Raw genomic sequence first — 23763 nt, 5'->3', positions numbered from 1 at the left:
GCCGTCACAGGCCGGCCACCAGAGCGTCGTTCTTGGCGGCGACCTGCGCCTCCAGGTCCGCCGCGAAGGCGTCGAGGCGCTCGGACAGCGCGTCGTCGCCGATCGCGAGCATCTTCACCGCGAGCAGCCCCGCGTTGCGGGCACCGCCGATCGACACGGTGGCGACGGGGACGCCGGCCGGCATCTGCACGATCGAGAGCAGGGAGTCGAGGCCGTCGAGGCGCGCGAGCGGCACGGGGACGCCGACGACGGGGAGGGAGGTGACCGCGGCCAGCATCCCGGGCAGGTGGGCGGCTCCGCCGGCACCCGCGATCACGACGCGCAGGCCGCGCGAACGCGCTCCGCGGCCGTAGTCGATCATCGCCTGCGGGGTGCGGTGGGCCGAGACCACACGGACCTCGTGCGCCACGCCGAACTCCGAGAGAGTCGTCGAGGCGGCCTGCATGACCGACCAGTCGGAGTCCGAACCCATCACTACGCCGACGAGCGGGGAGGGACCGTTGACGAGCGCGTCGGCGCTCACGGGGCGGTACCGGCGGGGGTGGCGGAGGGCGTGGGGCGGGTCACGGCCACCATGGTACGTCTCAGTCGGTGAGAACGGCCGCCGCGGCACGCGCCTCGTAGACGACGAGCTCGAGCTCGTCACCGGTGGCGTTCACGTGCCCGACCTTGCGTCCCGGACGCGGCTCCTTGCCGTAGTTGTGCACCTTCACCGCGGGGTGCGCGGCGAGCACGAGCGGGTAGCGGTCGGTCAGCGACTCCCCCACCGGACCGCCGAGGACGTTCACCATCACGGTCCACGGATCGCGGCAGCCGGTCGCGCCGAGCGGCAGGTCGAGCACCGCGCGCAGGTGCTGCTCGAACTGCGAGGTGGTCGAGCCGTCCATCGTCCAGTGCCCGCTGTTGTGCGGGCGCATCGCCAGCTCGTTGACGAGCAGGCGGTCGTCCGTCGTCTCGAAGAGCTCGACCGCCAGGACGCCGGTCACGCCGAGGCTCTCGGCGATCGTCTCGGCGATGTCGGCGGCGGCGTCCGCGAGGCGGCCGGCCGAGGCGGGCGCGGGAGCGAGGACCTCGGCGCAGACGCCGTCGCGCTGGATCGACTCCACCACCGGCCAGAGGACGCTCTCCCCCGAGGGGCGCCGGGCGACGAGCTGGGCGAGCTCGCGCCGGAAGCCGACCAGCTCCTCGACGAGCAGCGCGCCGCCGCGGCCGTCCTCGGCGAGCGCCGCGAACCAGTCGTCGGCCTCATGCGCGCCGTGGACGACGCGGACGCCCTTGCCGTCGTAGCCGCCGCGCGCGGTCTTCACCACACCGCGTCCGCCGTGCTCGTCGAGGAACGCGGCCAGCTCGTCGGCGGAGGAGACCGCCGCCCAGTCGGGCACGGGGACGCCGAGCTCGGTGAGGCGCTGCCGCATCATCAGCTTGTCCTGGGCGTAGAGGAGGGCGTCCGGGCCGGGGTGCACGGCCACGCCCTCGGCGACGAGCCGGCGCAGGATCGCCTGCGGCACGTGCTCGTGGTCGAAGGTGACGACGTCGACGGTGCGGGCGAATCCGAGCACCGTCTCCTCGTCGCGGTAGTCGCCGACGCGGGTCGCGGCGAGGCCAGCCGGGGCGCCCTCGGTCTCGGCGAGGACGGCGATCTCGAGGCCGAGCTCGACCGCCGCGGGGATCATCATCCGGGCGAGCTGGCCGCCTCCGATCACACCGACGCGCATGACGATCCTCCTGGTTCCGCCCGCGGGCGCGGGGCGGCTCCATGGTAGCGAGGGGCGCGGACACGGCGAGGGCCCCGTCGCGCGGTCGGCGGTCAGAGCGGGTCGGGCGCGGGCCAGTCGGGCAGCGGCAGCGGGATCGCCGCGATCGCGTCCCGCAGCAGCTCGGCGACGAGCTCCGGGTCCTCCACGTCGCGCAGCACGAACGCCTCGGCGCCGTCGCGGGTGATCCGCACGTCACCGCAGCGGGCGACGCGCTGGCTCAGGCTCCGCGAGACGCCGACCGCCATCCGCGGGTCGAAGTCGAGGTCGGCGCGGCGCACCGACAGGACGCCGCGACGGGCGTGCAGCCCGCGCTGCGTGATCCGGTAGCGGATGCTGGCCCAGCCGGCGATGCCGGGCACGCAGAGCAGCAGCACGAGCACGGCCGTGCCGAGTGCGATGATCCAGCGCTGCAGCTCCAGCTCGAACTGCGCGGCGAAGTAGAAGCCCGCCCAGGTGAGCAGGAGGAAGCCGGCGACCGGCGCGACGGCGCGGCGGGCGCGCGGCGTGAGCCGGGCGAGCTCCCGGTCCCCCTCCGCGAGCCGGTCCCGGCCGCCGGCGCTCACTGGCGCAGGTGGGTGACGTCGCCCGCGGAGAACGAGCGCCGGGCGCCGTCCTGCTCGAGCACGAGCGAGCCGTCGTCGTCGAGCGCGACCGCGGTGCCCTCCTCGACGGAGCCGTCCGGCAGCTCCACCCGGACGGAGCGGCCGAGGGTGCCGAGGTGCGCGCGCACGACGGCGGCCGTCCCGGCGGAGTCGGCGTCGCCGAGCGCGAGGAGCGGCGCGAGCAGCGCCGAGAACTCGGTGAGGAAGGCGGCGAGCACGGCGTCGGCGCCGGTCGTCGCCGCGCCGGCCAGGGCGAGGGAGGTCGCCGTCGGCACCGGCAGCTCCTCCTCGCTCAGCAGCAGGTTGATCCCGGTGCCGACGATCACGCGGCCGTCGGCGAGGCGCTCGGCGAGGATGCCCGCCGTCTTCCGCCCGTCGATCAGCACGTCGTTGGGCCACTTGACCTCGACCGCGGCGCCGACCAGCGGGGCGAGCGCCCGCGCGAGGGCCGCGCCGGCCAGCAGCGGCAGCCAGCCGACCGCCGCGGCGGGGAGGGCCGCCGCGTCCACCAGCGTCGAGGCCGCCAGCGTCCGTCCGGCGGGCGCCTGCCAGACCCGGCCCAGGCGACCGCGGCCCGCGCGCTGGTCGTCGGTCGCCACGACGGAGAGGTGCGGCCAGGCCGCGGGCTCGGCGCTCGCGCGCTCGCGCAGCTCGTCATTGGTCGAGCCCGCGCTCTCGAGCCAGAGGACCTGCGGCGACACGGAGAGGGAGAGCGGGAGCTGCATGCGGCCACGCTACCGGCGGGCCCCGCGAGAAGCCCCGGAGCCGGTCACGGGCGCCACGGCTTGTGCGGACCCTCCCACCGGACCCGCCGCTCCCTGTGCGGGTGCGACAACGGAGGGGTCCATCCGCGCCGATAAGGTGGGCGAGTGACCGCGAACATCGAACGTCCCGCGCCCGATCTCTTCACGACCGCGGGGAAGATCGCGGACCTGAAGGCCCGCTACCACGAGGCGGTCACCGCCAGCGGTGAGGCCGCGATCGAGAAGCAGCACGCCAAGGGCAAGATGACCGCCCGCGAGCGGATCGACACCCTCCTCGACCCCGGCTCGTTCGTCGAGCTCGACGAGTTCGTCCGCCACCGCACCCACGCGTTCGGCATGGAGAAGAAGCGTCCCTACGGCGACGCCGTCGTGACCGGCACCGGCACCATCCACGGCCGCCAGGTGGCGGTCTACTCGCAGGACTTCACGATCTTCGGCGGCTCGCTCGGCGAGGTGGCCGGCGAGAAGATCATCAAGGTGATGGACCTGGCGCTGAAGACCGGCGTCCCGATCATCGGCATCCTCGACTCCGGCGGAGCGCGGATCCAGGAGGGCGTCGTCGCCCTGGGCAAGTACGGCGAGATCTTCCGCCGCAACACCGCGGCCAGCGGCGTGATCCCGCAGATCTCGATCATCTGCGGCCCGGCGGCCGGCGGCGCGGTGTACTCCCCCGCCCTCACCGACTTCGTGATCATGGTCGACAAGACCAGCCAGATGTTCGTCACCGGTCCCGACGTGATCAAGACCGTCACCGGCGAGGACGTCGGCATGGAGGAGCTCGGCGGCGCGCTCACCCACAACAAGATCTCCGGCGTCTCGCACTACCTCGCGAGCGACGAGAACGACGCGCTCGACTACGCGCGCACCCTGCTCTCCTTCCTCCCCGACAACAACCTCTCGCCCGCGCCGGTGTTCGACAACGAGGTCGACCTCGAGACGACGGACTCCGACCGCTTCCTCGACACCGTCATCCCCGACAGTCCCAACCAGCCGTACGACATGCGCGCCGTGATCGAGCACATCGTCGACGAGGGCGACTTCCTCGAGGTGCAGCCGCTCTTCGCGCCGAACATCGTGATCGGCTTCGGCCGGGTCGAGGGCCGCTCCGTCGGCATCATCGCCAACCAGCCCAGCGCGATGGCGGGCACCCTGAACATCGAGGCCGGCGAGAAGGCCTCGCGCTTCGTCCGCTTCTGCGACGCGTTCTCGCTGCCGATCCTCACGCTCGTCGACGTCCCCGGCTACCTGCCCGGCACCGACCAGGAGTGGACCGGCGTCATCCGCCGCGGCGCGAAGCTGCTCTACGCCTACGCGGAGGCGACCGTGCCGCTGGTCACCGTCATCCTGCGCAAGGCCTACGGCGGCGCGTACATCGTGATGGGCTCCAAGCAGCTCGGCGCCGACATCAACCTCGCCTGGCCGACGGCCGAGATCGCGGTGATGGGCGGCCAGGGCGCCGTCAACATCCTCTACCGCAACGAGATCCGCAAGGCCGAGGAGGCCGGCGAGGACGTCGCCGCCGTCCGCACCCGGCTGGCGAACGAGTACACCTACAACGTCGCGAGCCCGTTCCTGGCCGCCGAGCGCGGCGAGCTGGACGGGGTCATCGAGCCGTCGGCGACCCGGGTGTCGGTGATCAAGGCGCTGCGGGCGCTGCGGACCAAGCGCGCGAACCTGCCGGCCAAGAAGCACGGCAACATCCCGCTCTGAGCCGCGGTCAGCCGGACGTCGTCGCCTTCTCGGGCGCCGGCGCCGGTGCCGTCGGCTTCTCCGGCGCCGTCTCGTCGGCGGGCTTCTGCGTGCCGGGCTTCTGCGTGCCCGGCTTCTCCGCGCCCGGCTTCTCCGCGGGCGGTGCCTTCTCCTCCGGGCGCGCTCCCAGCGCCCGAGCGAAGGCGAGCGCCTCGCGCGGGGAGACGTCCGGCAGGTAGGCGCGCCCGATCGCCGCGCCGATCCGCGGCAGCTGCAGCGCATCGGGGTAGGCCATCCACAGCCCCTCGTAGCGCGGGTGGAACTTGGCCTTGAAGCGGAACAGCGAGGTGAAGCCGTAGGCCGGCTCCAGGGTCCGCGCCAGGAACTCGAGCAGTCCGGAGAGCGCCGTCGGCTCCGGCGGCTGCTCCCCCTCCGGCACGGGCGCCGTCGCGAGCGGAGCGCCGGACAGCGAGACGAACTCCGCGCCCTGCTCCTGCGCGCGGAGGGCGGCGGACGCGATCAGGAACTCCATGATCCCGGGCATCGCCTCGTCCGAGCGGCGCATGAAGTCGAGCGTCCAGCCGACGATCCGGCCGTCGCGGTGCACGGGCAGCCAGCTGGTGATCCCCTGCAGCCACCCGTCCGGGCCGACGGCGAGCAGCAGCGCGACGTCCGGATCGCGCGCCTCGTCGATCCCGCCGAGCGTGAAGCCCATCTCCGGCAGCGCCTTCTCGGACACCCACTTCTCGGACAGGTCGACGATCTGGCTGGCCATCCCCAGCGACAGCTCCGGCCAGCTCGTCCAGACCGGCTCGATGCCGAGCTTGATCGCGCGGGTCAGCGGGTAGCGCACCTTCTGCCAGCGCTTGCCGGTCAGCTCGAAGCCGCCGAGCTCGATGATCGTCTCCTCGCCCACCGAGATCCGCGACCAGCCCAGGTCGTCGAAGACCGGCAGCAGCTCGTCGTGGACGCTGTAGAACACCGGCGTCCAGCTCCGCTCGTCGCAGAACGCGACGAAGCCGGCGACCACCTCCGCGCGCCGCTCGGGTGCGCAGGCCGGGTCGGAGAGCGTGATCGCGACCCCGCCCACGACGCGGTAGGCGACGCCGCCCTCGCCGTCGGGGGCGATCCAGTGCTCGTTGCCCTGCCAGGTGCCCTGGTGGCCGAGGCTGCCGGCGCCGTGGCGGACGAGCAGGCGGCGGTAGACCGCCTCGTCGCCGCGCACGCCCTGCACGTCGGTCGCCCGCAGGAGCGCGATCACCGCGACCACGACGAGGAGCCAGAAGACCGGCCCGACCCACTCGAAACCGATCCGGGCGAGCGGCTCGCGCGGCACCGCCAGCAGGCCGTGCCCGCCGAGGAAGCTCGACGGCACGAAGCGCAGCAGCCCGTCGAGGAGGAGCCGACCGATCCCGAGCACCGGCTCGAAGCTGGTCCGGGTGGAGGCGGAGAGCGCGAGGTAGCCGCCGAGCGAGACGACGAAGCCGATGCCGACGACCAGCGACCAGCGGCGCGCCGACTCCCGCGGGGCCCGGATGCGGAAGTGCCGGCTGCCGACCGCCAGGAGGACGATCACCGCGACCGGGACGATCACGGTGGTGGCCACCCAGAGCAGGTACTCGGCGTAGTACTGGAAGTCGGGGTGACGCGCCGCGCGCTGCAGCAGCACGATGTCGAGGATCGCGATGGCCGCGTTGACGCCGATCGCGAGCAGCAGGCCGAGGCGGCGCCCGGAGCGCATCCCGTACGCCGCGACGAGCAGCAGGATCATCGGGACGAAGGTGAGCAGGATCGGCCCGGGCGAGATCAGGTTCAGCCGCACGTGGTGCGCGCAGTGCCGGACTGTGGCGCCGCAGGGGTCCTCGAGATCGGCGGCGCCGGTGAACGCGCTCTGCAGCAGCCGGCCGAGGAACGAGAACGGCCCGTAGCCCGAGTCGGAGAGCACGGCGACGAGCGGACCGAGGGCGGTGACCGCGACCACCGCGGCGAGCAGGGCGCGCGACTCCCGGTGCGAGCTCGGTGCGGGGCGCTGCGGGCGCAGTCCGCTCGGCCCGTGCGCCATCACGGCGCCGATCACCAGGCCGGCGACGCCGGCGAGGAGGCGGTACACGTCGGCGGAGTCGCCGGCGTAGAGCACGAACATCAGGACCACCGCGAAGACGGTGACGCGCAGGCGCCGGCGCCAGAGGCCGCCCATGAACGCCGTCGCGGCCAGCAGCGCCCCGACGCCGCCGATCAGCGGGTCGAAGGTGTGGTCGCCGACCGTGTCCCCGGCCCACCACTCGCCGACCGAGGCGCCGACGCTCTGCAGAGCCGCTCCGACCGCCGTGCCGAGCGCCCCGGTGAGCAGGAAGGCGAGGACCAGCCGGCGCGCCCCGAGGCGGCGCTCGGCCGCGATCAGCAGCGGCAGGAGCAGGAGGACGACGAGCAGGATCGCGGGCGGACCCGACACGATCAGGAGGCCCGTCACCGCGGCCCAGGGGCGGCCGCCGAGGATCGTGCCGGCGCCGGCCGCCCACCAGGCGCCGGTCTCGTCGCTCGCGGGGGCGAGGAGGGTGCCGGCCGCCGCACTGGCGAGCAGGACCACCGCCGTCGTCGCGAAGGCAGCGGGCGAGGACCGGAGGACCGCGGCGACGCGACGGGCGGAGGCGCGGCCGCGCTTCAGGGACCACGACGGCATGCGGTGACACTCCTGTTCGGACGGAAGGGGCGTCGCTCCGGCGGCGTCCGGCGTCAGCATAGTCACCGGCCCGCACGCGGGACCGTGAACGGCATGCGGTACCGTCGCGGGATGAGCGCAGCCGACTCCGCCCCCACCGTCGTCATCACCACTCCCGGCCTCGATGCGCGCGAGATCGCCGCCGTGACGGCGGTCGTGACCGCGCTCGCCGCGCAGTCGCACCCGGTCGCCGAGGTGCCGGTCGTCCCCAGCGGCGGCTGGAGCGACCGCGCGGCGGCCGTCCGGGCACCGCTGCAGCCGGCGCCCGGGGCCTGGCGCTCGTTCTCCGGCTGAGCGCTGCGACAGGCCGCGAGCGGCTCGAACCGGCGGGAACGACGCGGATCGCGGAATTTGTACCCCGATTAGTCCCCTAAAGTGCCGACTACCCGCCCCTCGCAGTCCTCGGCATAGTTATGCGTGTTAGGTGCTCACTCCACGGAGGGGGCATCGCCAATCACTCGCCGACCAGGGTAAGCAGGCGGGTGTTTTGGGGGCGAGTGAGGGTGACATTCGGGTTGTCACCCTCACTCGGGGTTTGACGGCGGGCTGGGCCCCCTCTTCGGAGGAGTGGACAGCCCGCCGCACTCTTTTAACCGCTCGTCCAGCGCATCGCCGCGGCGCACCGGAGATCCGCTGCGCGCCGCGCGGCACGGACGGCCGCGCTCAGTCCTCGAGGACGCCCTGCTCGTCGCGCCGGATCTCCACCCAGGCGTCCACCTCGTCGCCCGCGTCGTCCGAGCCGAGAGCGCCGGCACTGCCGTCGCCCGCGGTCCGCAGGCCGACGACCGTCACCGCCGACGGCGAGTCCGCCGACGCCGTGCGCACCACGACGCGGTCGACGCCCTCGCCGATGCCGCCGAGCGCGAGGGCGAGCTCGCGCAGCACCCGCCGGCTCTCCTCCTCCGTGGTGCGATCCAGTCCGCCGTCGTCCAGCACCGACACCGTGACGCCCCGTCGCCGCGCGTCGAGCACGAGGCGTCGGACGTCGTCGTCCAGCAGCCGCCTCCCCCGGATCTCGTCGCGGACGGACGCCTCCAGCAGGGCGCACTCGCGGCGCTCCTCGTCGGTGAGGCCCACCGGGCTGGTGGCGATCCGCAGCAGCATCTCGGAGGCGATGGCGCGGGTCTGCTCCAGCCGGACCTCCCGCTCGGAGAGGTGCGCCTCCTCCGCCGCCCGCCACGACGCGGCGGCGCGCTCGGCGGCCTCGAGCACGCGCGCCTCGGAGCCGGCGCGGCCGAGCTCGATGATCAGGAGCTGCGCGATGCCCACCCAGGCGATGCCGCCGACGACGCCGAGTGTCGCGAGGGCGACGGGACCCGCCCAGACCGTCGTGTGCACGATCAGGAACGCCATCCCGGTCCAGGCGGCCAGCGGACGCCGGCACGCGCAGACGATCGTCATCAGCGTGCCGACGGCCGCGATGTACCAGGTGGAGTAGCCGTTGGAGGCATCGGGGTCCAGCGACGGCGAGACGAGCAGCGGCAGCGCCACTGCCACTCCCGCCATCGCCCACGCGGTCACCGCGTTCATCCGGGTGGACGAGCTCGGCAGCAGGGCGATCACGGTGGCGACGACGTAGAGGCCGACGGCGAGCAGGTCGGCGGGCGTCGCGGGCGCGAGGCGGTAGGAGAAGAAGGCGAGGACGACGTGGTAGAGCGAGAAGCCTCCGCCCAGCGCGGAGAGCAGCGGGCGCGGGTAGGCGATCACGATCGGCCCCTCGCGGCGGGCCAGACGACGACGACCCGGGTGCCCTCGCCCGGGACGGTGTCGATCCGCGCCGAGCCCTGCACCTGGTGCACCCGGTCGAGGATCGAGAGCCGGATGCCGAGCCGCTCGCGCGGGACGTCGGCGAGGAGGAAGCCGCGGCCGTCGTCCTCGACGACGACCTCGACGGAGCACGCGGAGAGCTGCCCGCGCACCGAGCGGCGCACGGCGTCGCTCGGACCGGCGTGCTGGACGCTGTTGGTCAGGGCCTGCCAGACCGCGCCGAGGACGGCCTCCGCGACCGGCCGCGGCATCGTCGTCGCCCGCGGGTCGACGTCGCCGTCCACGACGACTCCGAACTCCGCGACGAAGGTCGAGGCCGCGTGCGACAGCTGCCGCTCGAGCAGCTCCAGCGGCACCTCCCCCGCATCGAGGTCGGACTCCTCGTCCGGGAGCAGCACCGAGAGCGTCTTCCGCGCCATCGAGGAGACGAGGGCGCGCTCGGCGCCCGACTCCGCCGTCGCCGCGGCGAGCAGTGTCGCGAGCACGTTGTCGTGCACGAGGGCGTCCACCTCGACCCGCTCGACCTCGCCGGCGTGCTGGCGCATCGCGGCCTCGTACTGCTCCATCGCCGTCCGCTGCGCGCGGTCCACCCGGTCCGCCGACTGCCGGAGCACGGTGATCAGCACCAGCATCACGAAGCCGACGATGCCGACGTAGACGGCGTCGAGGGCGGCACGGGTCGGCGACGCGCCACCGCCCGAGGGGAGGACGCGCAGGACGCCGAACAGCAGCGTGGTGACGGAGGCGTAGACGATCGCCAGCCGCAGCGGCGCGACGATCGTGCAGAAGGCCGTGCCGATGGTCAGCAGGTACCAGATCCACGGCGTCTCCTGGGGGACGGCGTCGGGCCTGATCGTCAGCGGCCAGGTGAGCAGCGCGAGCAGGAGCGACGCGGCGACGACGGCACCGCTGACCTGCGTCCCTCGGCGCGCGACCGCGGTGACGACCGAGGCGCCGAGCGCGCCGAAGACGACGACCAGCACGGGCCAGGCGACCTCCGGCCGCAGGACCGGGAGCTGGCCGAGGATCGGCGGGACGGTCTGCAGCGCGAAGCCGAAGCCGAAGAACGAGACGACCGTGCTGATGATCCGGTCGATGCGCTCACGATTCGCCGGAGCGCGCGCGGGGACGACCTCAGCGCCCGGCATCGCCGTCGTCCGGATCGATGCCCGGCAGGATGCCGTCCTCGACGGCGCGGCGCAGCAGGTCGACCTTCGTGGGGGCCGGCCGCCCGATCTCGACGTACTTGTCGCGGATCCGGTCGAGGTACTCCTTGGCCGTCGAGACCGAGATCTGCAGGCGGTCGGCGACGAGCTTGAGCGGCAGGCCGGAGGCGTAGAGGTGCAGCACGTCGCGCTCGCGGCGCCCGAGCACCGCGCGGGCGAAGTCGTCGTCCGCGTCGATCGCCGACGCCCACTCGAGATTGTTCAGGACCTCGCCGCGCGCGACGGTGCGGATCGCGGCGACCACGGTCGACATCGGGGAGGACTTCGGGATCACTCCGGCGGCGCCCGCCGCGAGCGCCTCGCGCACGGCGACCACGCGGTCGGCGATGCTGTGCACCAGGACGGCCGAGCCGCGCACCTGGCCCCACTTGACGTTCGCCGTGATGCTCGAGCCGTCGTTCAGGGAGAGGTCGAGGACGAGCACCTCGATCTCCGAGCCGTCGAGGACCTCCTCGAGCGCGCGCACCGTCTCGGCCGCGGCCATCACCTGCATCCCCGCGGCCTCGATGGCGGCGGCGACGCCCAGCCGGACGGACTCGTGGTCGTCCACGATGGCGACCCGCACCTTCGGCGCGGCGGCGGACTCAGCGGTCATCGGCGGTCTCCATCGGGCTCATGCTAGCGACGCGGCGCTCAGCCGTCTCGGCGCACGAGGCGGGCGACGGCCTCCACGTGCGAGGTGTGCGGGAAGAGGTCGAAGCCGTCGAGCCGCTCGAGCTCGTAGCCGCCGGCGGAGAGCGCGCCGACGTCGCGGGCGAGGGCCACGGGATCGCAGGCGACGTAGACCAGCTGCGCGGGCGCGAGTTCGATCAGGGCGTCGGTCACCGCGCGGCCGGCTCCGGCCCGGGGCGGATCGAGGACGACCGTCGCGGCCCGCCAGCGCCCGCGCTCCCGGGCGTCGGCCTGGGCCAGTGCGTCGCGGAGGTAGCGGTCGACCCGGGCGGTCGTCGCGCGGGCACCGACCTGATCGGCGAGGTTCTCCAGGGCGTGCTCCGTGGCCCGCGCGTCGCTCTCGACGCTCGTCACGCGGACGCCGGCGCCGAGGTGGTCGGCCAGCGCGGCGGCGAGCAGCCCGACTCCGCCGTAGAGGTCGTGGTTGGCGGCACGGACGTCGGCGACGCCGGCGTCGACGGCGGCCTGCACCGCGTCGAAGAGGGTCGCCGCGGCTCCGCGATGCACCTGCCAGAAGCCGGAGCGGTCGACGCGGAAGGTGCGGTCGGCGACGAACTCGGAGACGACCGTGCGGTCCCTCTTCGCGCGCTTGTCGGACGGGTCGTGCACGAGCACGGCCGCGCCGTCCGATCCTGCGGCGTCGACGAGGTCGACGACGGATCCCGGGGCCAGGCGCTGGTCGAGCGGGGCCGCGGCCGAGGAGGCGGCGGTCGCGAGCGGCAGGCCCTCGACGTCGACGACGTGGTGACTGCGCGCGGCGTAGGGACCGACGCGGCCGGAGTCGTCGACGTGCAGGCGGTTGCGGGTGCGCCAGCCGAGGCCGCCGGTCTCGTCGTCGCCCGCGACCGGGGCGACGACGACGTCGACCTCGCGCCGGGCGAAGCGGGAGAAGGAGTCGACCAGCACGGCGCGCTTGAGCTCGCGCTGGTACTCGAGCGCGGCGTGGCCGAACTCGGCGCCGCCGACGCGCTCCTCGGGACGGCGGTCGATGCCGGCCTGCGCCCACACGTGCTCGACGCGGTGCGGCGACGCCTCGAGCACCTCGAGCGCCTCTCCGCGCCAGAAGCTGTCGTGGCGGACCTCGCTGACCCGCACGCGGACCCGCTCGCCGGGCAGCACGTCGGGGACGAAGACGACGCGGCCCTCGTGCCGGGCGACGAAGACGCCGCCGTGGGCGACGTTGCTAATGTCGAGCTCGATCTCGGTCCCGAGTGCCTCGCCGGTCCCCGCGGCTCGGTCGGACGCGCGGGGCGGGGTCTGTGCCATCCGTCGAGCATCCCACAGCGTGGGCCCGATCGCAGGGAGCCCTCGTGCGCCTCCACCTCGCCTCCACCTCCCCCGCCCGCCTGGCACTGCTGCGCGCCGCCGGGATCGAGCCCGTGGTCGTCCCCTCGGAGGTCGACGAGCCGGCCGCCGTCGCCCGCGCCGAGCGGGAGCGCGGGGCCGCGCTGGACGCCGACGCGACCGTGGCGCTGCTCGCCCGCGCCAAGGCGACGGCCGTCCTCGGGCCGGAGATCGACGGACTCGTCCTCGGCGGCGACTCCGCCTTCGTGCTCGACGGCGTCGTGCACGGCAAGCCGCACGAGCCCGAGCGCGCCCGCGAGCGCTGGCGGGCGCAGCGGGGGCGCACCGGACGCCTGCACTCCGGCCACTGGCTGATCGACCACCGCGGCGGTCGGATCGTCGCCGAGACCGGCGCGGTCACCTCCGCCGCCGTCACCTTCGCCGCGGACATCGAGGACGACGAGATCGACGCCTACGTCGCGACCGGGGAGCCGCTCGAGGTGGCCGGCGCGTTCACGATCGACGGCCGCGGCGCCGGCTTCATCACCGCGATCGAGGGCGACCCGTCGACGGTGATCGGGATGTCCGTGCCGACGCTGCGCTCGCTCGTGCGCGAGCTCGGGGTGTCCTGGCCGTCGCTCTGGAACCGCTGACGCCCGGGAACCGCTGACACCGCCCGCTCCCGGCCGATCTTGTGTGGAACCGACGAAGCGCTCGCCCTTCTTTGTGGTGAGCCGCGCCGGGCATCCGCGGGCCGCCCTCTAGGGTTGGGGACCATGCCAGGTATCACGAAGGTGCTCATCGCCAACCGAGGCGAGATCGCCGTCCGCGTCGTCCGGGCCGCCCGCGACAGCGGCATCGCCTCCGTCGCCGTCTACGCCGATCAGGATCGCGACGCCGTGCACAGCCGCCTCGCCGACGAGGCGTACGCGCTCGGCGGCACGACCAGCGCCGAGACGTACCTCGTCATCGAGAAGCTGCTCTCGGTCGCCCGCCGCTCCGGCGCCGACGCCGTGCACCCCGGCTACGGCTTCCTCGCCGAGAACGCCGACTTCGCCCGCGCCGTGATCGACGCCGGACTGGTCTGGATCGGCCCGTCGCCCGAGGCCATCGAGCGCCTCGGCGACAAGGTCTCGGCCCGCCACGTCGCCGAGAAGGTCGGCGCTCCGCTCGCGCCCGGGACCCTGAACCCTGTCTCGGGCGCCGCCGAGGTGCTCGAGTTCGTCGACCAGTTCGGGCTCCCCGTCGCCATCAAGGCGGCCTTCGGCGGCGGCGGCCGCGGCCTCAAGGTCGCCCGCGAGCGCGACGAGGTCGAGGAGATGTTCGCCTCCGCCACCCGCGAGGCGATCGCCGCCTTCGGCCGCGGCGAGTGCTTCGTCGAGAAGTACCTCGACCAGCCGCGCCACGTCGAGACCCAGTGCCTCGCCGACTCGAGCGGGAACGTCGTCGTCGTCTCCACCCGCGACTGCTCGCTGCAGCGCCGGCACCAGAAGCTGGTCGAGGAGGCGCCCGCGCCGTTCCTCACCGACGAGCAGAACACCGAGCTCTACCGCGCCTCGAAGGCGATCCTGCGCGAGGTCGGCTACGTCGGCGCCGGCACCTGCGAGTTCCTGATCGGCAAGGACGGCACCGTCTCCTTCCTCGAGGTGAACACCCGCCTGCAGGTCGAGCACCCCGTCTCCGAGGAGGTCACCGGCATCGACCTCGTCCGCGAGCAGTTCCGCCTCGCCGAGGGCGGCCTGCTCGACTACGAGGACCCGCAGCCGCGCGGCCACTCCTTCGAGTTCCGCATCAACGGCGAGGACGCCGGCCGCGGCTTCCTGCCCGCCCCCGGCCCCGTGCACGTCTTCAAGGCACCCGGCGGACCGGGCGTCCGCGTCGACTCCGGCGTCGTGGCCGGCGACGTGATCTCCGGCTCGTTCGACTCCCTGCTGGCCAAGCTGATCGTCACCGGCGCCACCCGCGCCGAGGCCCTCGAGCGCTCGCGCCGCGCCCTCGCCGAGTTCGAGGTCACCGGCCTGCCGACCGTGCTGCCGTTCCACCGCGCCATCGTCGAGGACCCGGCGTTCGCCCCCGCCGGCGACGAGCCGTTCTCGATCTACACCCGCTGGATCGAGACCGAGTTCGACAACACCATCGAGGCCTGGAGCGGCGAGCCCGGCGCGATCGACGGACCGGCCGCGCGTCAGAGCGTCGTGGTCGAGGTCGACGGCCGCCGCGTCGAGGTCACCCTGCCGAGCGACCTCGTCGGCTCCGGCCCCTCCCGCGGCCCCGCCGCCGCCGCCCCCAAGCGCCGCGGCTCCGCCTCCGTCAGCACCGTCACCGGCGACTCCGTCACCGCGCCGATGCAGGCCACCATCGTCAAGGTCGCCGTCGCCGAGGGCGACACCGTCGTCACCGGCGACCTCGTCGTCGTCCTCGAGGCGATGAAGATGGAGCAGCCCCTCACCGCCCACAAGGACGGCGTCGTCCGCTCCCTGAACGCGGAGGCCGGCACCACGGTCTCCTCGGGCCACGTGCTGCTCTCTATCGAGAGCTGAGCCTTTTTCTGAGCCGCTCCCTGCGCGGCTCAGCGCAGTCGGCTTCGCGACGCGGTGCGTTCCGCAGAGCGTCCTGCGTCGCGCTGCCTCGAAACGCTGACACGCGTTTCTCGCTCACGCGCTCTGCCTGAGTCTGCTCGTGGTCGAGCAAGCCTCCTTCATGCTGGTCGAGTAGCCGCGCAGCGGCGTATCGAGACCCCTTGTGGTCAAGTGGTTGTTGCAACGAGGAGTTGGTCGAGGCGTTGGGCGGGGGTGGCCCAGTCGAGGGTTTTGCGGGGGCGGGTGTTGAGTTCTTCGGCGATGGTGTCGAGTTGTGTCTGGGTGTAGGTGCGGAAGTCGGTGCTGCTGCGGGGGAAGTATTGGCGCAGGAGTCCGTTGGTGTTCTCGTTCGATCCTCGTTGCCAGGGTGAGTGGGGGTCGGCGAAGAACACGCGGCAGTCGGTGGCGAGGGTGAAGGTGGCGTGGCGGGCCATTTCGATGCCTTGGTCCCAGGTGAGGGTGCGCCGCAGATGCTCGGGGAGTCGGTGCATGAGGGTGGTGAGCACGGCGGTCACGTTTCCGCTGGTGCGGTCCTCGGGGAGGGAGCCGAGCATCACGTAGCGGGTGGAGCGTTCCACGAGGGTGATGATCGCGGAGGTGCCTCGCGCGCCGATCACGAGGTCGCCTTCCCAGTGCCCGGGAACGGCGCGGTCTTGGGCCTCGGCGGGGCGGGTGCTGATGTTGAAGTCCTTCGCCCAGAGCCGGCCCGATCGAGCGGCCCGAGCGCCTCGGGACTGCGGGCGGCGGGAGGCGCGTCCTGAGCGCAGCAGCAGTTCGTGCGCGAGCTCTCGGCGCAGCTCTCCGCGGGTCTGGTAGTAGATCGCCTGATAGATCGTCTCGTGAGACACGTGATACTCCGGTCGGTCAGGGAACTCGCTCTTCAGCCAAGCAGATACCTGCGACGGGGACCACTTGCTGCGCAGCTTCTGCTCGACCAGACCCCATAACAGCGGCGACGCGGCCGGCCGCCTCGCTATGAGCTTGCGTGTCTTCGGGCGCTTCGCCCGCTCATCCGCCTTGCGCTGCGCGACCGCCGCCGAATACGCCCACCGATACTCACCCCCCAACCCCGGACCGATCCCCGCAGCCACCGACCGGCGCCGACCTGGATGCCGCGCGAGCATCCCGGCCGTGTGAGCGCCCCGATACACGTTGTTGCGTTTGAGCTCCCGCCACACCGTCGTCCGATCACGCTTGATCAACTCCGCGATCTCCGGGAACCGCAGCCCTTGAGCGAACAACACAGCGATCTGAGCCCGCTCACCCGTATCCAACCGACGACCCGGCATGCAACCATCCCTCCGTTGCAACAACCGTATGAAACCGCCCCCTCCCTCGACCAGCAGTGCAGCTCCAGGCGCACACCATCAGCCAGGTGCCGCCCTCATCGCCCACCAGCGATGACTCCGCGCCACAGCTGATACTGCGCCCGTCGGCACCGGATCTACTTGGAAGAGACGCCCGCAGACATGCTGGTCGAGTAGCCCCGCAGGGGCGTATCGAGACCCACCACCGCAAGGACGTCGGTCTCTTCCCCGCCCTGCGCTGGCGCCGAAGGCGCCCCCTCCGCTCGATACGCGCGCTCCGCGCGCTACTCGATCAGCAGGGGGCGGGCACCCGTCGGAGCCGCTCACCCGCAGGGCAGAGCGCGTGAGCGAGAATCGCGTGTCAGCGATTCGAGGCAGCGCGACGCGACCCGCTCTGCGGAACGCGCTCCATCGCGAAGCCGACTGCGCCGGGCCGCGCGGGGAGCGGCCCGGAAATGAACACTGCCGTCGGCTTTCAGCCGACGATGTGCATGGCGCGCGCCGCCTCCGAGATGGAGCCGGTGAGGCTGGGGTAGACGGTGAAGGCGCGGGCGACCTGGTCGACGGTGAGGCGGTGCTCGACGGCGAGGGCGAGGGGGAAGATCAGCTCGCTGGCCTTGGGGGCGACGATGACGCCGCCGATGACGGTGCCGGAGCCGGTGCGGGCGAAGACCTTCACGAAGCCGTCGCGGATGCCCATCATCTTGGCCCGGGGGTTGGCGGCGAGGGGGAGCTTGTAGATCTCGCCCTGCGCGAGCCCCTCCTCGATCTCCTTCTGGCTCCAGCCGACGGTCGCGATCTCGGGCTGGGTGAAGATGTTCGCCGCGACGTTGCGCACCTCGGTCGGGTTCACCGCGTCGCCCATGGCGTGGAAGACGCCGGTGCGGCCCTGCATGGCGGCGACGGAGGCGAGCGGCAGGAAGGTGGTGCAGTCGCCGGCCGCATAGATCGAGGGGACGCTGGTGCGCGCGACGCGATTGACGCGGATGTGACCCGACTCGGTGAGCTGGACGCCCGCCTCCTCGAGGCCGATGCCGGCGGTGTTCGGGATCGAGCCGACGGCCATCAGGCAGTGCGAGCCCTCGACGACGCGGCCGTCGGACAGCACGGCGCGGACACCGGTCTCGGTGCGCTCGACGCGGTCGGCGCGCGACTTGGACAGCACGACCATGCCGTTGCGCTTGAAGACGTTCTCGATCACGGCGGCGGCGTCCGCGTCCTCGCCGGGGAGGACCTGGTCGCGGGAGGAGATCAGCGTGACCTTGGCGCCGAGGGCGCGGTAGGCGGAGGCGAACTCCGCGCCGGTGACACCGGAGCCGACCACGATCAGGTGCTCGGGCACCGTCTTGAGGTTGTAGAGCTGGGTCCAGCTCATGATCCGCTCGCCGTCGGGCGCGGCGGAGGGCAGGATGCGCGGGCTCGCGCCGACGGACACGACGATGGTGTCCGCCTCGATCCGGTCGAAGTCCATCCCCTCGTCGCCGGGCGCCGTGGCGACGATCAGCGCGTTCGAGCCGTCGAGGCGACCGTCGCCCTGCACGATGCGCACGCCGTGATGGACGAGGTTCGCGCGCATGTCCTCGGACTGCTGGCGGGCGAGCCCGAGGAGGCGCTTGTTGACCGTGGCGAGGTTGACCGCGACCTCGGGGCGGACCGGCTTGTTGGTCTGCTCGTGGCGGGTGAAGAACTGCACGCCCAGGTCGGCGGCCTCGCCGATCGCATTGGTGGCCTCGGCGGTCGCGATCAGCGACTTCGAGGGCACGACGTCGGTGATGACGGCCGAGCCGCCCACTCCGACCCGCTCGACGAGGGTGACCTCGGCGCCCAGCTGGGCTCCGGCGAGGGCGGCCTCGTAGCCGCCGGGTCCCCCTCCGAGGACGGCGATCCGCTGCGTGCGCTCGAACTCGTAAGGCATGCCTCCCATTGTCCTCCCGCGCTGGAAGTTCGCCCAATCGACGCGGGTCCGGGAGGGTCCGCGGGCCTCGCCCGCCCTCGCGTCGCGCGTGGATAGGGTGGGGGAATGGCTGACCAGACCCCCAATCCGCTCGACTCCGCCGACGCCGATCCCTTCGCGATCGCCGCCGAGGCCGCCGCCCAGATCATCGAGGCGACCGGCGTCGAGAAGCACGACATCGCCCTCACGCTCGGCAGCGGCTGGGGCAAGGCCGCGGACGCGATCGGCGAGACGACCGCGACGGTCCCGGCGACCGACATCGTCGGCTTCACGAAGTCGGCCGTGCACGGCCACGGCGGGAGCCTCCGCTCGGTGCTGCTGCCGACCGGCAAGCGCGCGCTGATCATCGGCGCCCGCACCCACTACTACGAGGGCTACGGCGTGCGCCGGGTCGCGCACAGCGTCCGGGTCGCCGCGGCGACCGGCGCCTCGGTGATGATCCTCACCAACGGCGCGGGCGGCATCAAGGAGCACTGGACCCCCGGCACTCCGGTCCTGATCAGCGACCACATCAACCTCACCGCCGATTCCCCGCTCGAGGGTGCGACCTTCATCGACCTCACCGACCTCTACTCGGCCCGCCTGCGCGCGCTGGCCCGCGAGACCCGCGCTGACCTCGACGACGGGGTCTACGTGCAGTTCCGCGGCCCGCACTACGAGAGCCCGGCCGAGGTGCAGATGGCCCGGATCATCGGCGGCCACATCGTCGGCATGTCGACCGCCCTCGAGGCGATCGCGGCGCGCGAGGCCGGCATGGAGGTGCTGGGCATGTCGCTGATCACGAATCTGGCGGCGGGCATCCAGAAGACGCCGCTGAGCCACGAGGAGGTCCTCGAGGCCGGGCGGAACGCCGAGGACGACCTCGCCCGCCTCCTCGCCGGGATCACGGGCGCGCTGTGACGGCGGACGTCCGCGCGCGCGCCGAGGACTGGCTCGCTCAGGACCCCGACCCGGAGACCCGGCAGGAGCTCGTCGACCTGCTGTCGGCCGACGCCGCCGGTGACCCCGCCGCCGCGGCCGAGCTGGCGGACCGCTTCCGCGAGCGCCTCGCCTTCGGCACGGCCGGGCTCCGCGGCGCGATCGCGGCCGGCTCGAACCGGATGAACCGCGTCCTCGTCTCGCAGGCGGCAGTCGGGCTGGCGGACCACCTGCGCGCTCAGGGCCTCGAGCGCCCGCTGATCGTCATCGGCTACGACGGCCGGAAGAACTCGCGCGTCTTCGCCGAGGACTCCGCCGCCCTGATGGCCGGCGCGGGCGCCGACGCGGTGCTGCTCCCCCGCCTGCTGCCGACCCCGGTCCTGGCCTTCGCGGTGCGGCACCTCGGCGCCGACGCCGGCGTGATGGTGACGGCCAGCCACAACCCGCCGCAGGACAACGGCTACAAGGTCTACCTCGGCGGCGAGGACGACGGCTCGCAGATCGTGCCGCCGGTCGACTCCGCGATCGCCGAGCAGATCCTCGCGGTCGCGACCGAGCGCCGCGTCACCGAGCTGCCCCGGGGCGAGTACCGGGTCGCCGACGAGTCGGTGGTCGACGCCTACATCGCTGCGACGGCGGCGGTCGGCCGCCAGTCGGCGCCGCTCCGCGTCGTCTACACGGCGATGCACGGCGTGGGCTGGGAGACCGCGCACCGGGTGCTCTCCGCCGCCGACTTCGACGAGCCGGCCGTGGTCGTCGAGCAGATCGATCCCGATCCCGCGTTCCCTACCGTGGCGTTCCCGAACCCCGAGGAGGCCGGGGCGCTCGACCTCGCCTTCGCGACCGCGCGCTCGGGCCGCGCTCAGCTGATCGTCGCCAACGATCCCGACGCCGACCGCTTCGCCGCGGCGATCCCGGACGCGTCGCTCGAGGACGGCTTCCGCCGCCTGTCCGGCAACGAGGTGGGCGCGCTGCTCGGCTGGCGCGCCGCCGAGCGCGCCCGTACCGCGGGGCGGACGGGCGGCGCGCTGGCCTGCTCGATCGTCTCCTCCCCCGCGCTCGGCGCGGTCGCCCGGGACTACGGGCTGGAGTTCGCGGAGACGCTGACCGGCTTCAAGTGGATCTCGCGCGTCCCGGACCTCGTCTTCGGCTACGAGGAAGCGCTCGGCTACCTCGTGAACCCGGAGACGGTCCGCGACAAGGACGGGATCTCGGCGGCGCTCGCCTTCCTCGACCTCGCCTCGTCGCTCGCCGCCGAGGGCCGCACGATCGCCGACGAGCTCGACGCCTTCGCCGAGCGGTTCGGCCTCTTCGGCTCGGAGCAGATCTCGCTCCGGGTGACCGACCTGTCGGAGATCGGCCGGATCATGGCGGGGCTGCGCAGCGCTCCGCCCGCCGCGATCGGCGGCCTCGCCGTGCAGCGCACGGAGGACCTCCTCGCGGCGGGCGGAGCGCTGCCGCCGACGGATGCGCTGCGGTTCACCCTCGACGGCGCCCGTCTGATCGCGCGGCCGAGCGGCACCGAGCCCAAGGTGAAGCTCTACCTCGACGCCTGGTCGCACGAGGCGGACGCCGACGCCCGCCGCGGCGCCGTCGCCGCCCGCCTCGACGCCCTGCGGACGGGAGCCGCCGAGCTCCTGCGCTGAGCGGTGGTCAGCCGCGGTCGGGAGCGTCCGCCAGCCCCGGGTCGGTGTCGCCGGTGTAGATCGGCTGCTCCCGGTCCAGGAGGAAGTCGGACACGGCGGCGCGTGTCCGCTCGAACGCCGCGGCCCACGGATCGTGGTCGGCACCCGCGATGGAGACCGTCTGAGCACCGGGGATCGCCCGGGCGAGCGCGTGCTGGCCGCGCCAGTCGACGTGGTCGTACTGCGGTCGGACGAGCAGCGTGGGCACCTGCACCGCGCCGAGCCCGGCGAGCGTCGTCTCCCAGTGGGCTTCGAAGTCGGCGTTCAGCAGCGTGTTCGAGAAGATGTTGAGACCGCTGGGGGCGCTCGTCAGCGTCGCCATCGCCCGTCGGCCGTCGTCCTGGGAGAGCAGGTTCACGGCCGCATCGGGGCCGACCGTCTGCAGGAGGCCCAGACCGGCGGTCAACCGCAGCTGAGTGCCGAGCGGGAGGGGGGCGGCCCGGTCGGCGCTCGGGTCCTCGCTCATGCGGGCATCGGCCGCCGCCCGCGCTTCGTCGGACGCGCGTCGCCCCTCCTCGGAGGGGTCGTAGGTTCCGGGGGCGATGAGGACCGCCTTCGCGACGTGCTCGGGGTGCGCAGCGGTGTAGGCGGCCGCGAGGAAGCCGCCCGCGGAGTGGCCGACGAGGATCACGCGGTCCGCGCCGGTCTGCTCGCGGACGGCGTCGATGTCGGCGAGGGTCCGCTCCTCCGTGTAATCGTCCAGCGGGAGATCGGCGGAGTAGCCGGCGCCGGCCTGGTCGAACAGGTAGACGTCGTGGCCGGTCTCGGCGAGGGTGGGCAACGACTCCAGGTCCGCGGGGGCGACGAACCCGCCCGGGCCGCCGTGGAGGTAGAGGATCGGGACGTCGGATCCGCCGGGGGTGGTCGCCGCGGTCTTCCAGTAGGCGACGTGCGAACCGGTGGAGAGGTCCCAGTACTGCGGGGCGACCGGGCTGGAGCCTGCGGACGACCCGCCGATCGGCGCGAGGACGGTCCCGCCGGCGAGTCCGCCGACGGCGGCGGTCGCGACCGCGGCGACGATCAGCGGGGTGCGCAGGCGCACCGACCGGCGGACCGGCCGAGGCCGTCGCGGGAGCAGGCGCTGCACGGCCGAGACCAGCAGGAAGACGAGAAGCAGGGACAGGACCACCCACACGACGATCGCGAAGGGCAGGGACGCGGCGAGAGCGAACGCCGCCGCGACCGTCGACAGGGCGAGCCCGAGGACGACGGCGACGGCCGTGGCGAGGACGGACAGGAGTCGGCGGAGCAGCGGACGCGGACGCCGGGAGGCGTGCCGGAGGCCGGGCGAGGAGGGGTCGGACGGGATCGAGGACATGGGTGGATCGGCTCCAGAGGAAGGGGACGGGCAGAGGGGCAGGAGAGGAGAGGGAGACCGGCGCGGACCGAGTGGACCGTCGTCGGGCGGGCAGGAGGGACCTCCGGCGCTGGTCGCGCCGGGAGGTCAGCGCTCAGGGGTCGCGGTCAGCGCGGGGTTGGCGTCACCCGAGTGGAGGGGCTGCTCACGATCGAGGACGAAGTCGGCGATGACGGCGTTCGTGCGCTCGAGAGCCGAGTCCCAGGGATCGTGCTCGGCGTCCGGGAGGTAGACGGTGCGAGCGTCGGGGCCGGCCGATCCGAGCGCGTGCTGGCCGGGCCAGTCGACGTAGTCGTACTGGGCCCGCACGAGGAGCGTGGGCACGTCGAGCGTTCTCAGCTTCGCGATCGTGGCCTGCCACTGCGCCTCGAAATCGGCGGTCAGCAGGCGGTTCTCGTACAGGTTGACGCCGGTCGGGCGGCCGAGTGCCAGTGCGCTCGCGCGCTTCCCGTCCTCCTGGGAGTACAGGTTCGACGCGGCGTCAGGGCCCACCGCCTCCAGCAGGGTGAGGGCGGCGATCAGCCGAGGGGACGAGAGGGAGGCGAGCCGGTCGTTGAGCGGATCCCGCTCGTCGTGCCGGTCGTCGGCACCGGCCATCGCGGCCTCGTCGGCGGCTGCGGCGCGGAGCCCCTCCTCGGAGACGTCGTAGGTGCCCGGCGACACCAGGACGGCCTTCTCGACGTGCGTCGGGTGGCTCGCCGCGTAGGCGGCGGCGAGGAACCCCCCTGCCGAGTGACCGAGGACGATGATCCGCTCCGCGCCGATCTCCTCGCGGAGAGCATCGATGTCCGCGAGCGACCGCTTCAGCGAGTACGCGCTGGTCGGCAGGTCCGGGGAGGAGCCGCCGCCGGGCTGGTCGAACAGGTAGACGTCGTGACCGGTCGCGGCGAGCGGCGCGAGCGCCTCGACGTTCCCCGGCGAGATGTAGCCGCCGGGGCCGCCGTGCAGGTACACGATCGGCACCTCGGAGACATGGGGCTCAGGGGCGTCGACCTTCCAGTAGGCCACCCGCGAGCCGGTCGGCAGATCCGCGTACCGCGGCGCCTCCGGGCTCGAGGGGGCCGAGGCCCCGGGAACCGGCGCGAGGACCGTCGCGCCGCCGAGCGCAGCGAGGAGCAGGGTGGCGACGACGGCCACGGCGGCCGGGGTCCGCCGCCGCAGCAGGGTTCGGCGCGGCGCTCGGCGACGCAGGAGGAGGCGCTCCGCCGCCGCGACCAGCAGGAGCACCAGCAGGAGCGAGACGGCGGTCCACACGATCACGGCGAACGGCAGCGACGCGGTGAGGGCGAACGCGGCCGCGAGTGTCGCGACGGAGACGCCGATGAGCACCGCGATCGCGACGGCGAGCACGAACAGGACGACGCGGAGGACGGCCCACAACGAGGAGGGCTGCGGCGACGACGGTGCGGTGGCGGGAACGGCGGCGGGCGAGGGCGGGGTGGAGCGCACGGCGGAGGACTCTCTGAAGGCGGTGGAGGAGCGA

19 protein-coding genes are annotated in these 23763 nt (G+C 73.4%); 6 read left to right on the top strand and 13 right to left on the bottom strand.

Translation table 11 applies throughout. From position 1 onward, the window contains the following. Window positions 1-4 precede the first annotated feature (4 nt). The 4 genes from purE to C1I64_RS02310 all read right to left on the bottom strand — a co-directional run bounded on the left by purE (window position 5) and on the right by C1I64_RS02310 (window position 3084). Window positions 5-472, bottom strand: coding sequence for a 5-(carboxyamino)imidazole ribonucleotide mutase (gene purE, locus C1I64_RS02325; protein WP_123734368.1), 468 nt, complete (start codon window positions 470-472; stop codon window positions 5-7). Window positions 473-584: 112 nt separating this feature from the next. Next, window positions 585-1715: a 5-(carboxyamino)imidazole ribonucleotide synthase gene (locus C1I64_RS02320; protein ID WP_425272891.1), complete on the bottom strand. Its 1131-nt coding sequence runs from the start codon at window positions 1713-1715 to the stop codon at window positions 585-587. A 92-nt stretch (window positions 1716-1807) separates the two neighbouring features. Beyond that, on the bottom strand, window positions 1808-2320 hold the full coding sequence (locus C1I64_RS02315) for a PH domain-containing protein (RefSeq protein ID WP_127886080.1): 513 nt from the start codon (window positions 2318-2320) through the stop codon (window positions 1808-1810). Next, entirely contained in the window at window positions 2317-3084 is a 768-nt protein-coding gene (locus tag C1I64_RS02310; RefSeq protein WP_127886079.1) for a biotin--[acetyl-CoA-carboxylase] ligase, read from the bottom strand. Before C1I64_RS02310 ends, C1I64_RS02315 begins: the two co-directional genes overlap by 4 nt. 144 nt (window positions 3085-3228) lie before the next feature. Here C1I64_RS02310 and C1I64_RS02305 point away from each other — a divergent pair, with 144 nt between their 5' ends. After that, the gene (locus C1I64_RS02305) at window positions 3229-4833 is read left to right on the top strand and encodes an acyl-CoA carboxylase subunit beta (RefSeq protein WP_243582397.1); all 1605 of its coding nucleotides are present in this window, start codon (window positions 3229-3231) and stop codon (window positions 4831-4833) included. A gap of 7 nt (window positions 4834-4840) precedes the next feature. Here the strand turns inward: C1I64_RS02305 and C1I64_RS02300 are convergent, their stop codons facing one another. After that, on the bottom strand, window positions 4841-7492 hold the full coding sequence (locus C1I64_RS02300; RefSeq protein ID WP_127886078.1) for a bifunctional lysylphosphatidylglycerol flippase/synthetase MprF: 2652 nt from the start codon (window positions 7490-7492) through the stop codon (window positions 4841-4843). Window positions 7493-7603: 111 nt separating this feature from the next. On the opposite strand from C1I64_RS02300, the gene C1I64_RS02295 reads away from it, so the two are divergent. Beyond that, entirely contained in the window at window positions 7604-7825 is a 222-nt protein-coding gene (locus C1I64_RS02295) for an acyl-CoA carboxylase subunit epsilon (RefSeq protein WP_123445310.1), read from the top strand. Between the two features lie 369 nt (window positions 7826-8194). Here the strand turns inward: C1I64_RS02295 and C1I64_RS02290 are convergent, their stop codons facing one another. The 4 genes from C1I64_RS02290 to C1I64_RS02275 are packed head-to-tail and all read right to left on the bottom strand — an operon-like array spanning window position 8195 to window position 12462. After that, window positions 8195-9238, bottom strand: a complete 1044-nt coding sequence (locus tag C1I64_RS02290; protein WP_127886077.1) for a heme-copper oxidase family protein — start codon at window positions 9236-9238, stop codon at window positions 8195-8197. After that, window positions 9235-10446, bottom strand: coding sequence for a sensor histidine kinase (locus C1I64_RS02285; protein ID WP_127886076.1), 1212 nt, complete (start codon window positions 10444-10446; stop codon window positions 9235-9237). Before C1I64_RS02285 ends, C1I64_RS02290 begins: the two co-directional genes overlap by 4 nt. Further along, window positions 10433-11119 carry a response regulator transcription factor gene (locus C1I64_RS02280; RefSeq protein WP_127886075.1) on the bottom strand — a complete coding sequence of 229 codons (687 nt, stop codon included), beginning with the start codon at window positions 11117-11119 and terminating at the stop codon, window positions 10433-10435. The genes C1I64_RS02285 and C1I64_RS02280 overlap by 14 nt, the downstream gene beginning before the upstream one ends. A gap of 38 nt (window positions 11120-11157) precedes the next feature. Beyond that, on the bottom strand, window positions 11158-12462 hold the full coding sequence (locus tag C1I64_RS02275) for a class I SAM-dependent RNA methyltransferase (protein ID WP_123445307.1): 1305 nt from the start codon (window positions 12460-12462) through the stop codon (window positions 11158-11160). 44 nt (window positions 12463-12506) lie between these two features. On the opposite strand from C1I64_RS02275, the gene C1I64_RS02270 reads away from it, so the two are divergent. Both C1I64_RS02270 and C1I64_RS02265 read left to right on the top strand, forming a co-directional pair. Continuing rightward, entirely contained in the window at window positions 12507-13133 is a 627-nt protein-coding gene (locus tag C1I64_RS02270) for a Maf family protein (protein WP_123445306.1), read from the top strand. Between the two features lie 123 nt (window positions 13134-13256). After that, the gene (locus tag C1I64_RS02265; RefSeq protein ID WP_127886074.1) at window positions 13257-15020 is read left to right on the top strand and encodes an acetyl/propionyl/methylcrotonyl-CoA carboxylase subunit alpha; all 1764 of its coding nucleotides are present in this window, start codon (window positions 13257-13259) and stop codon (window positions 15018-15020) included. A gap of 206 nt (window positions 15021-15226) precedes the next feature. Here C1I64_RS02265 and C1I64_RS02260 read toward each other — a convergent pair whose 3' ends face one another. Beyond that, on the bottom strand, window positions 15227-16348 hold the full coding sequence (locus tag C1I64_RS02260) for an IS30 family transposase (RefSeq protein ID WP_127886073.1): 1122 nt from the start codon (window positions 16346-16348) through the stop codon (window positions 15227-15229). 493 nt (window positions 16349-16841) lie between these two features. Continuing rightward, window positions 16842-18281, bottom strand: coding sequence for an NAD(P)H-quinone dehydrogenase (locus C1I64_RS02255; RefSeq protein ID WP_127886072.1), 1440 nt, complete (start codon window positions 18279-18281; stop codon window positions 16842-16844). 105 nt (window positions 18282-18386) lie between these two features. Here C1I64_RS02255 and C1I64_RS02250 point away from each other — a divergent pair, with 105 nt between their 5' ends. Further along, complete coding sequence (locus C1I64_RS02250) at window positions 18387-19220, top strand: purine-nucleoside phosphorylase (RefSeq protein ID WP_123445303.1); 834 nt, start codon at window positions 18387-18389, stop codon at window positions 19218-19220. Beyond that, window positions 19217-20884, top strand: coding sequence for a phospho-sugar mutase (locus C1I64_RS02245; RefSeq protein ID WP_127886071.1), 1668 nt, complete (start codon window positions 19217-19219; stop codon window positions 20882-20884). Before C1I64_RS02250 ends, C1I64_RS02245 begins: the two co-directional genes overlap by 4 nt. Before the next feature lie 7 nt (window positions 20885-20891). On the opposite strand, the gene C1I64_RS02240 is transcribed toward C1I64_RS02245, so the two are convergent. Both C1I64_RS02240 and C1I64_RS02235 read right to left on the bottom strand, forming a co-directional pair. After that, window positions 20892-22241, bottom strand: a complete 1350-nt coding sequence (locus tag C1I64_RS02240) for an alpha/beta hydrolase (protein ID WP_127886070.1) — start codon at window positions 22239-22241, stop codon at window positions 20892-20894. Window positions 22242-22367: 126 nt separating this feature from the next. Further along, window positions 22368-23729 carry an alpha/beta hydrolase gene (locus tag C1I64_RS02235; RefSeq protein WP_164874420.1) on the bottom strand — a complete coding sequence of 454 codons (1362 nt, stop codon included), beginning with the start codon at window positions 23727-23729 and terminating at the stop codon, window positions 22368-22370. Window positions 23730-23763 lie beyond the last annotated feature (34 nt).

Source organism: Rathayibacter festucae DSM 15932 (assembly GCF_004011135.1).
In the GTDB taxonomy this organism is placed as follows: domain Bacteria; phylum Actinomycetota; class Actinomycetes; order Actinomycetales; family Microbacteriaceae; genus Rathayibacter; species Rathayibacter festucae.
The sequence above is the reverse complement of the archived record's forward strand: the minus strand, read 5'-3'. Positions and strand labels throughout refer to the sequence as shown.

Bases quoted from the DNA above. Each gene is read 5' to 3' on its own strand.
- C1I64_RS02250 (WP_123445303.1), top strand. From the start codon at position 18,387: ATGGCTGACCAGACCCCCAATCCGCTCGACTCCGCCGACGCCGATCCC.
- C1I64_RS02260 (WP_127886073.1), bottom strand. From the start codon at position 16,348: ATGCCGGGTCGTCGGTTGGATACGGGTGAGCGGGCTCAGATCGCTGTG.
- C1I64_RS02255 (WP_127886072.1), bottom strand. From the start codon at position 18,281: ATGCCTTACGAGTTCGAGCGCACGCAGCGGATCGCCGTCCTCGGAGGG.
- C1I64_RS02300 (WP_127886078.1), bottom strand. From the start codon at position 7,492: ATGCCGTCGTGGTCCCTGAAGCGCGGCCGCGCCTCCGCCCGTCGCGTC.
- C1I64_RS02295 (WP_123445310.1), top strand. From the start codon at position 7,604: ATGAGCGCAGCCGACTCCGCCCCCACCGTCGTCATCACCACTCCCGGC.
- C1I64_RS02310 (WP_127886079.1), bottom strand. From the start codon at position 3,084: ATGCAGCTCCCGCTCTCCCTCTCCGTGTCGCCGCAGGTCCTCTGGCTC.
- C1I64_RS02275 (WP_123445307.1), bottom strand. From the start codon at position 12,462: ATGGCACAGACCCCGCCCCGCGCGTCCGACCGAGCCGCGGGGACCGGC.
- C1I64_RS02285 (WP_127886076.1), bottom strand. From the start codon at position 10,446: ATGCCGGGCGCTGAGGTCGTCCCCGCGCGCGCTCCGGCGAATCGTGAG.
- C1I64_RS02240 (WP_127886070.1), bottom strand. From the start codon at position 22,241: ATGTCCTCGATCCCGTCCGACCCCTCCTCGCCCGGCCTCCGGCACGCC.
- C1I64_RS02265 (WP_127886074.1), top strand. From the start codon at position 13,257: ATGCCAGGTATCACGAAGGTGCTCATCGCCAACCGAGGCGAGATCGCC.
- purE (WP_123734368.1), bottom strand. From the start codon at position 472: ATGGGTTCGGACTCCGACTGGTCGGTCATGCAGGCCGCCTCGACGACT.
- C1I64_RS02320 (WP_425272891.1), bottom strand. From the start codon at position 1,715: ATGCGCGTCGGTGTGATCGGAGGCGGCCAGCTCGCCCGGATGATGATC.
- C1I64_RS02280 (WP_127886075.1), bottom strand. From the start codon at position 11,119: ATGACCGCTGAGTCCGCCGCCGCGCCGAAGGTGCGGGTCGCCATCGTG.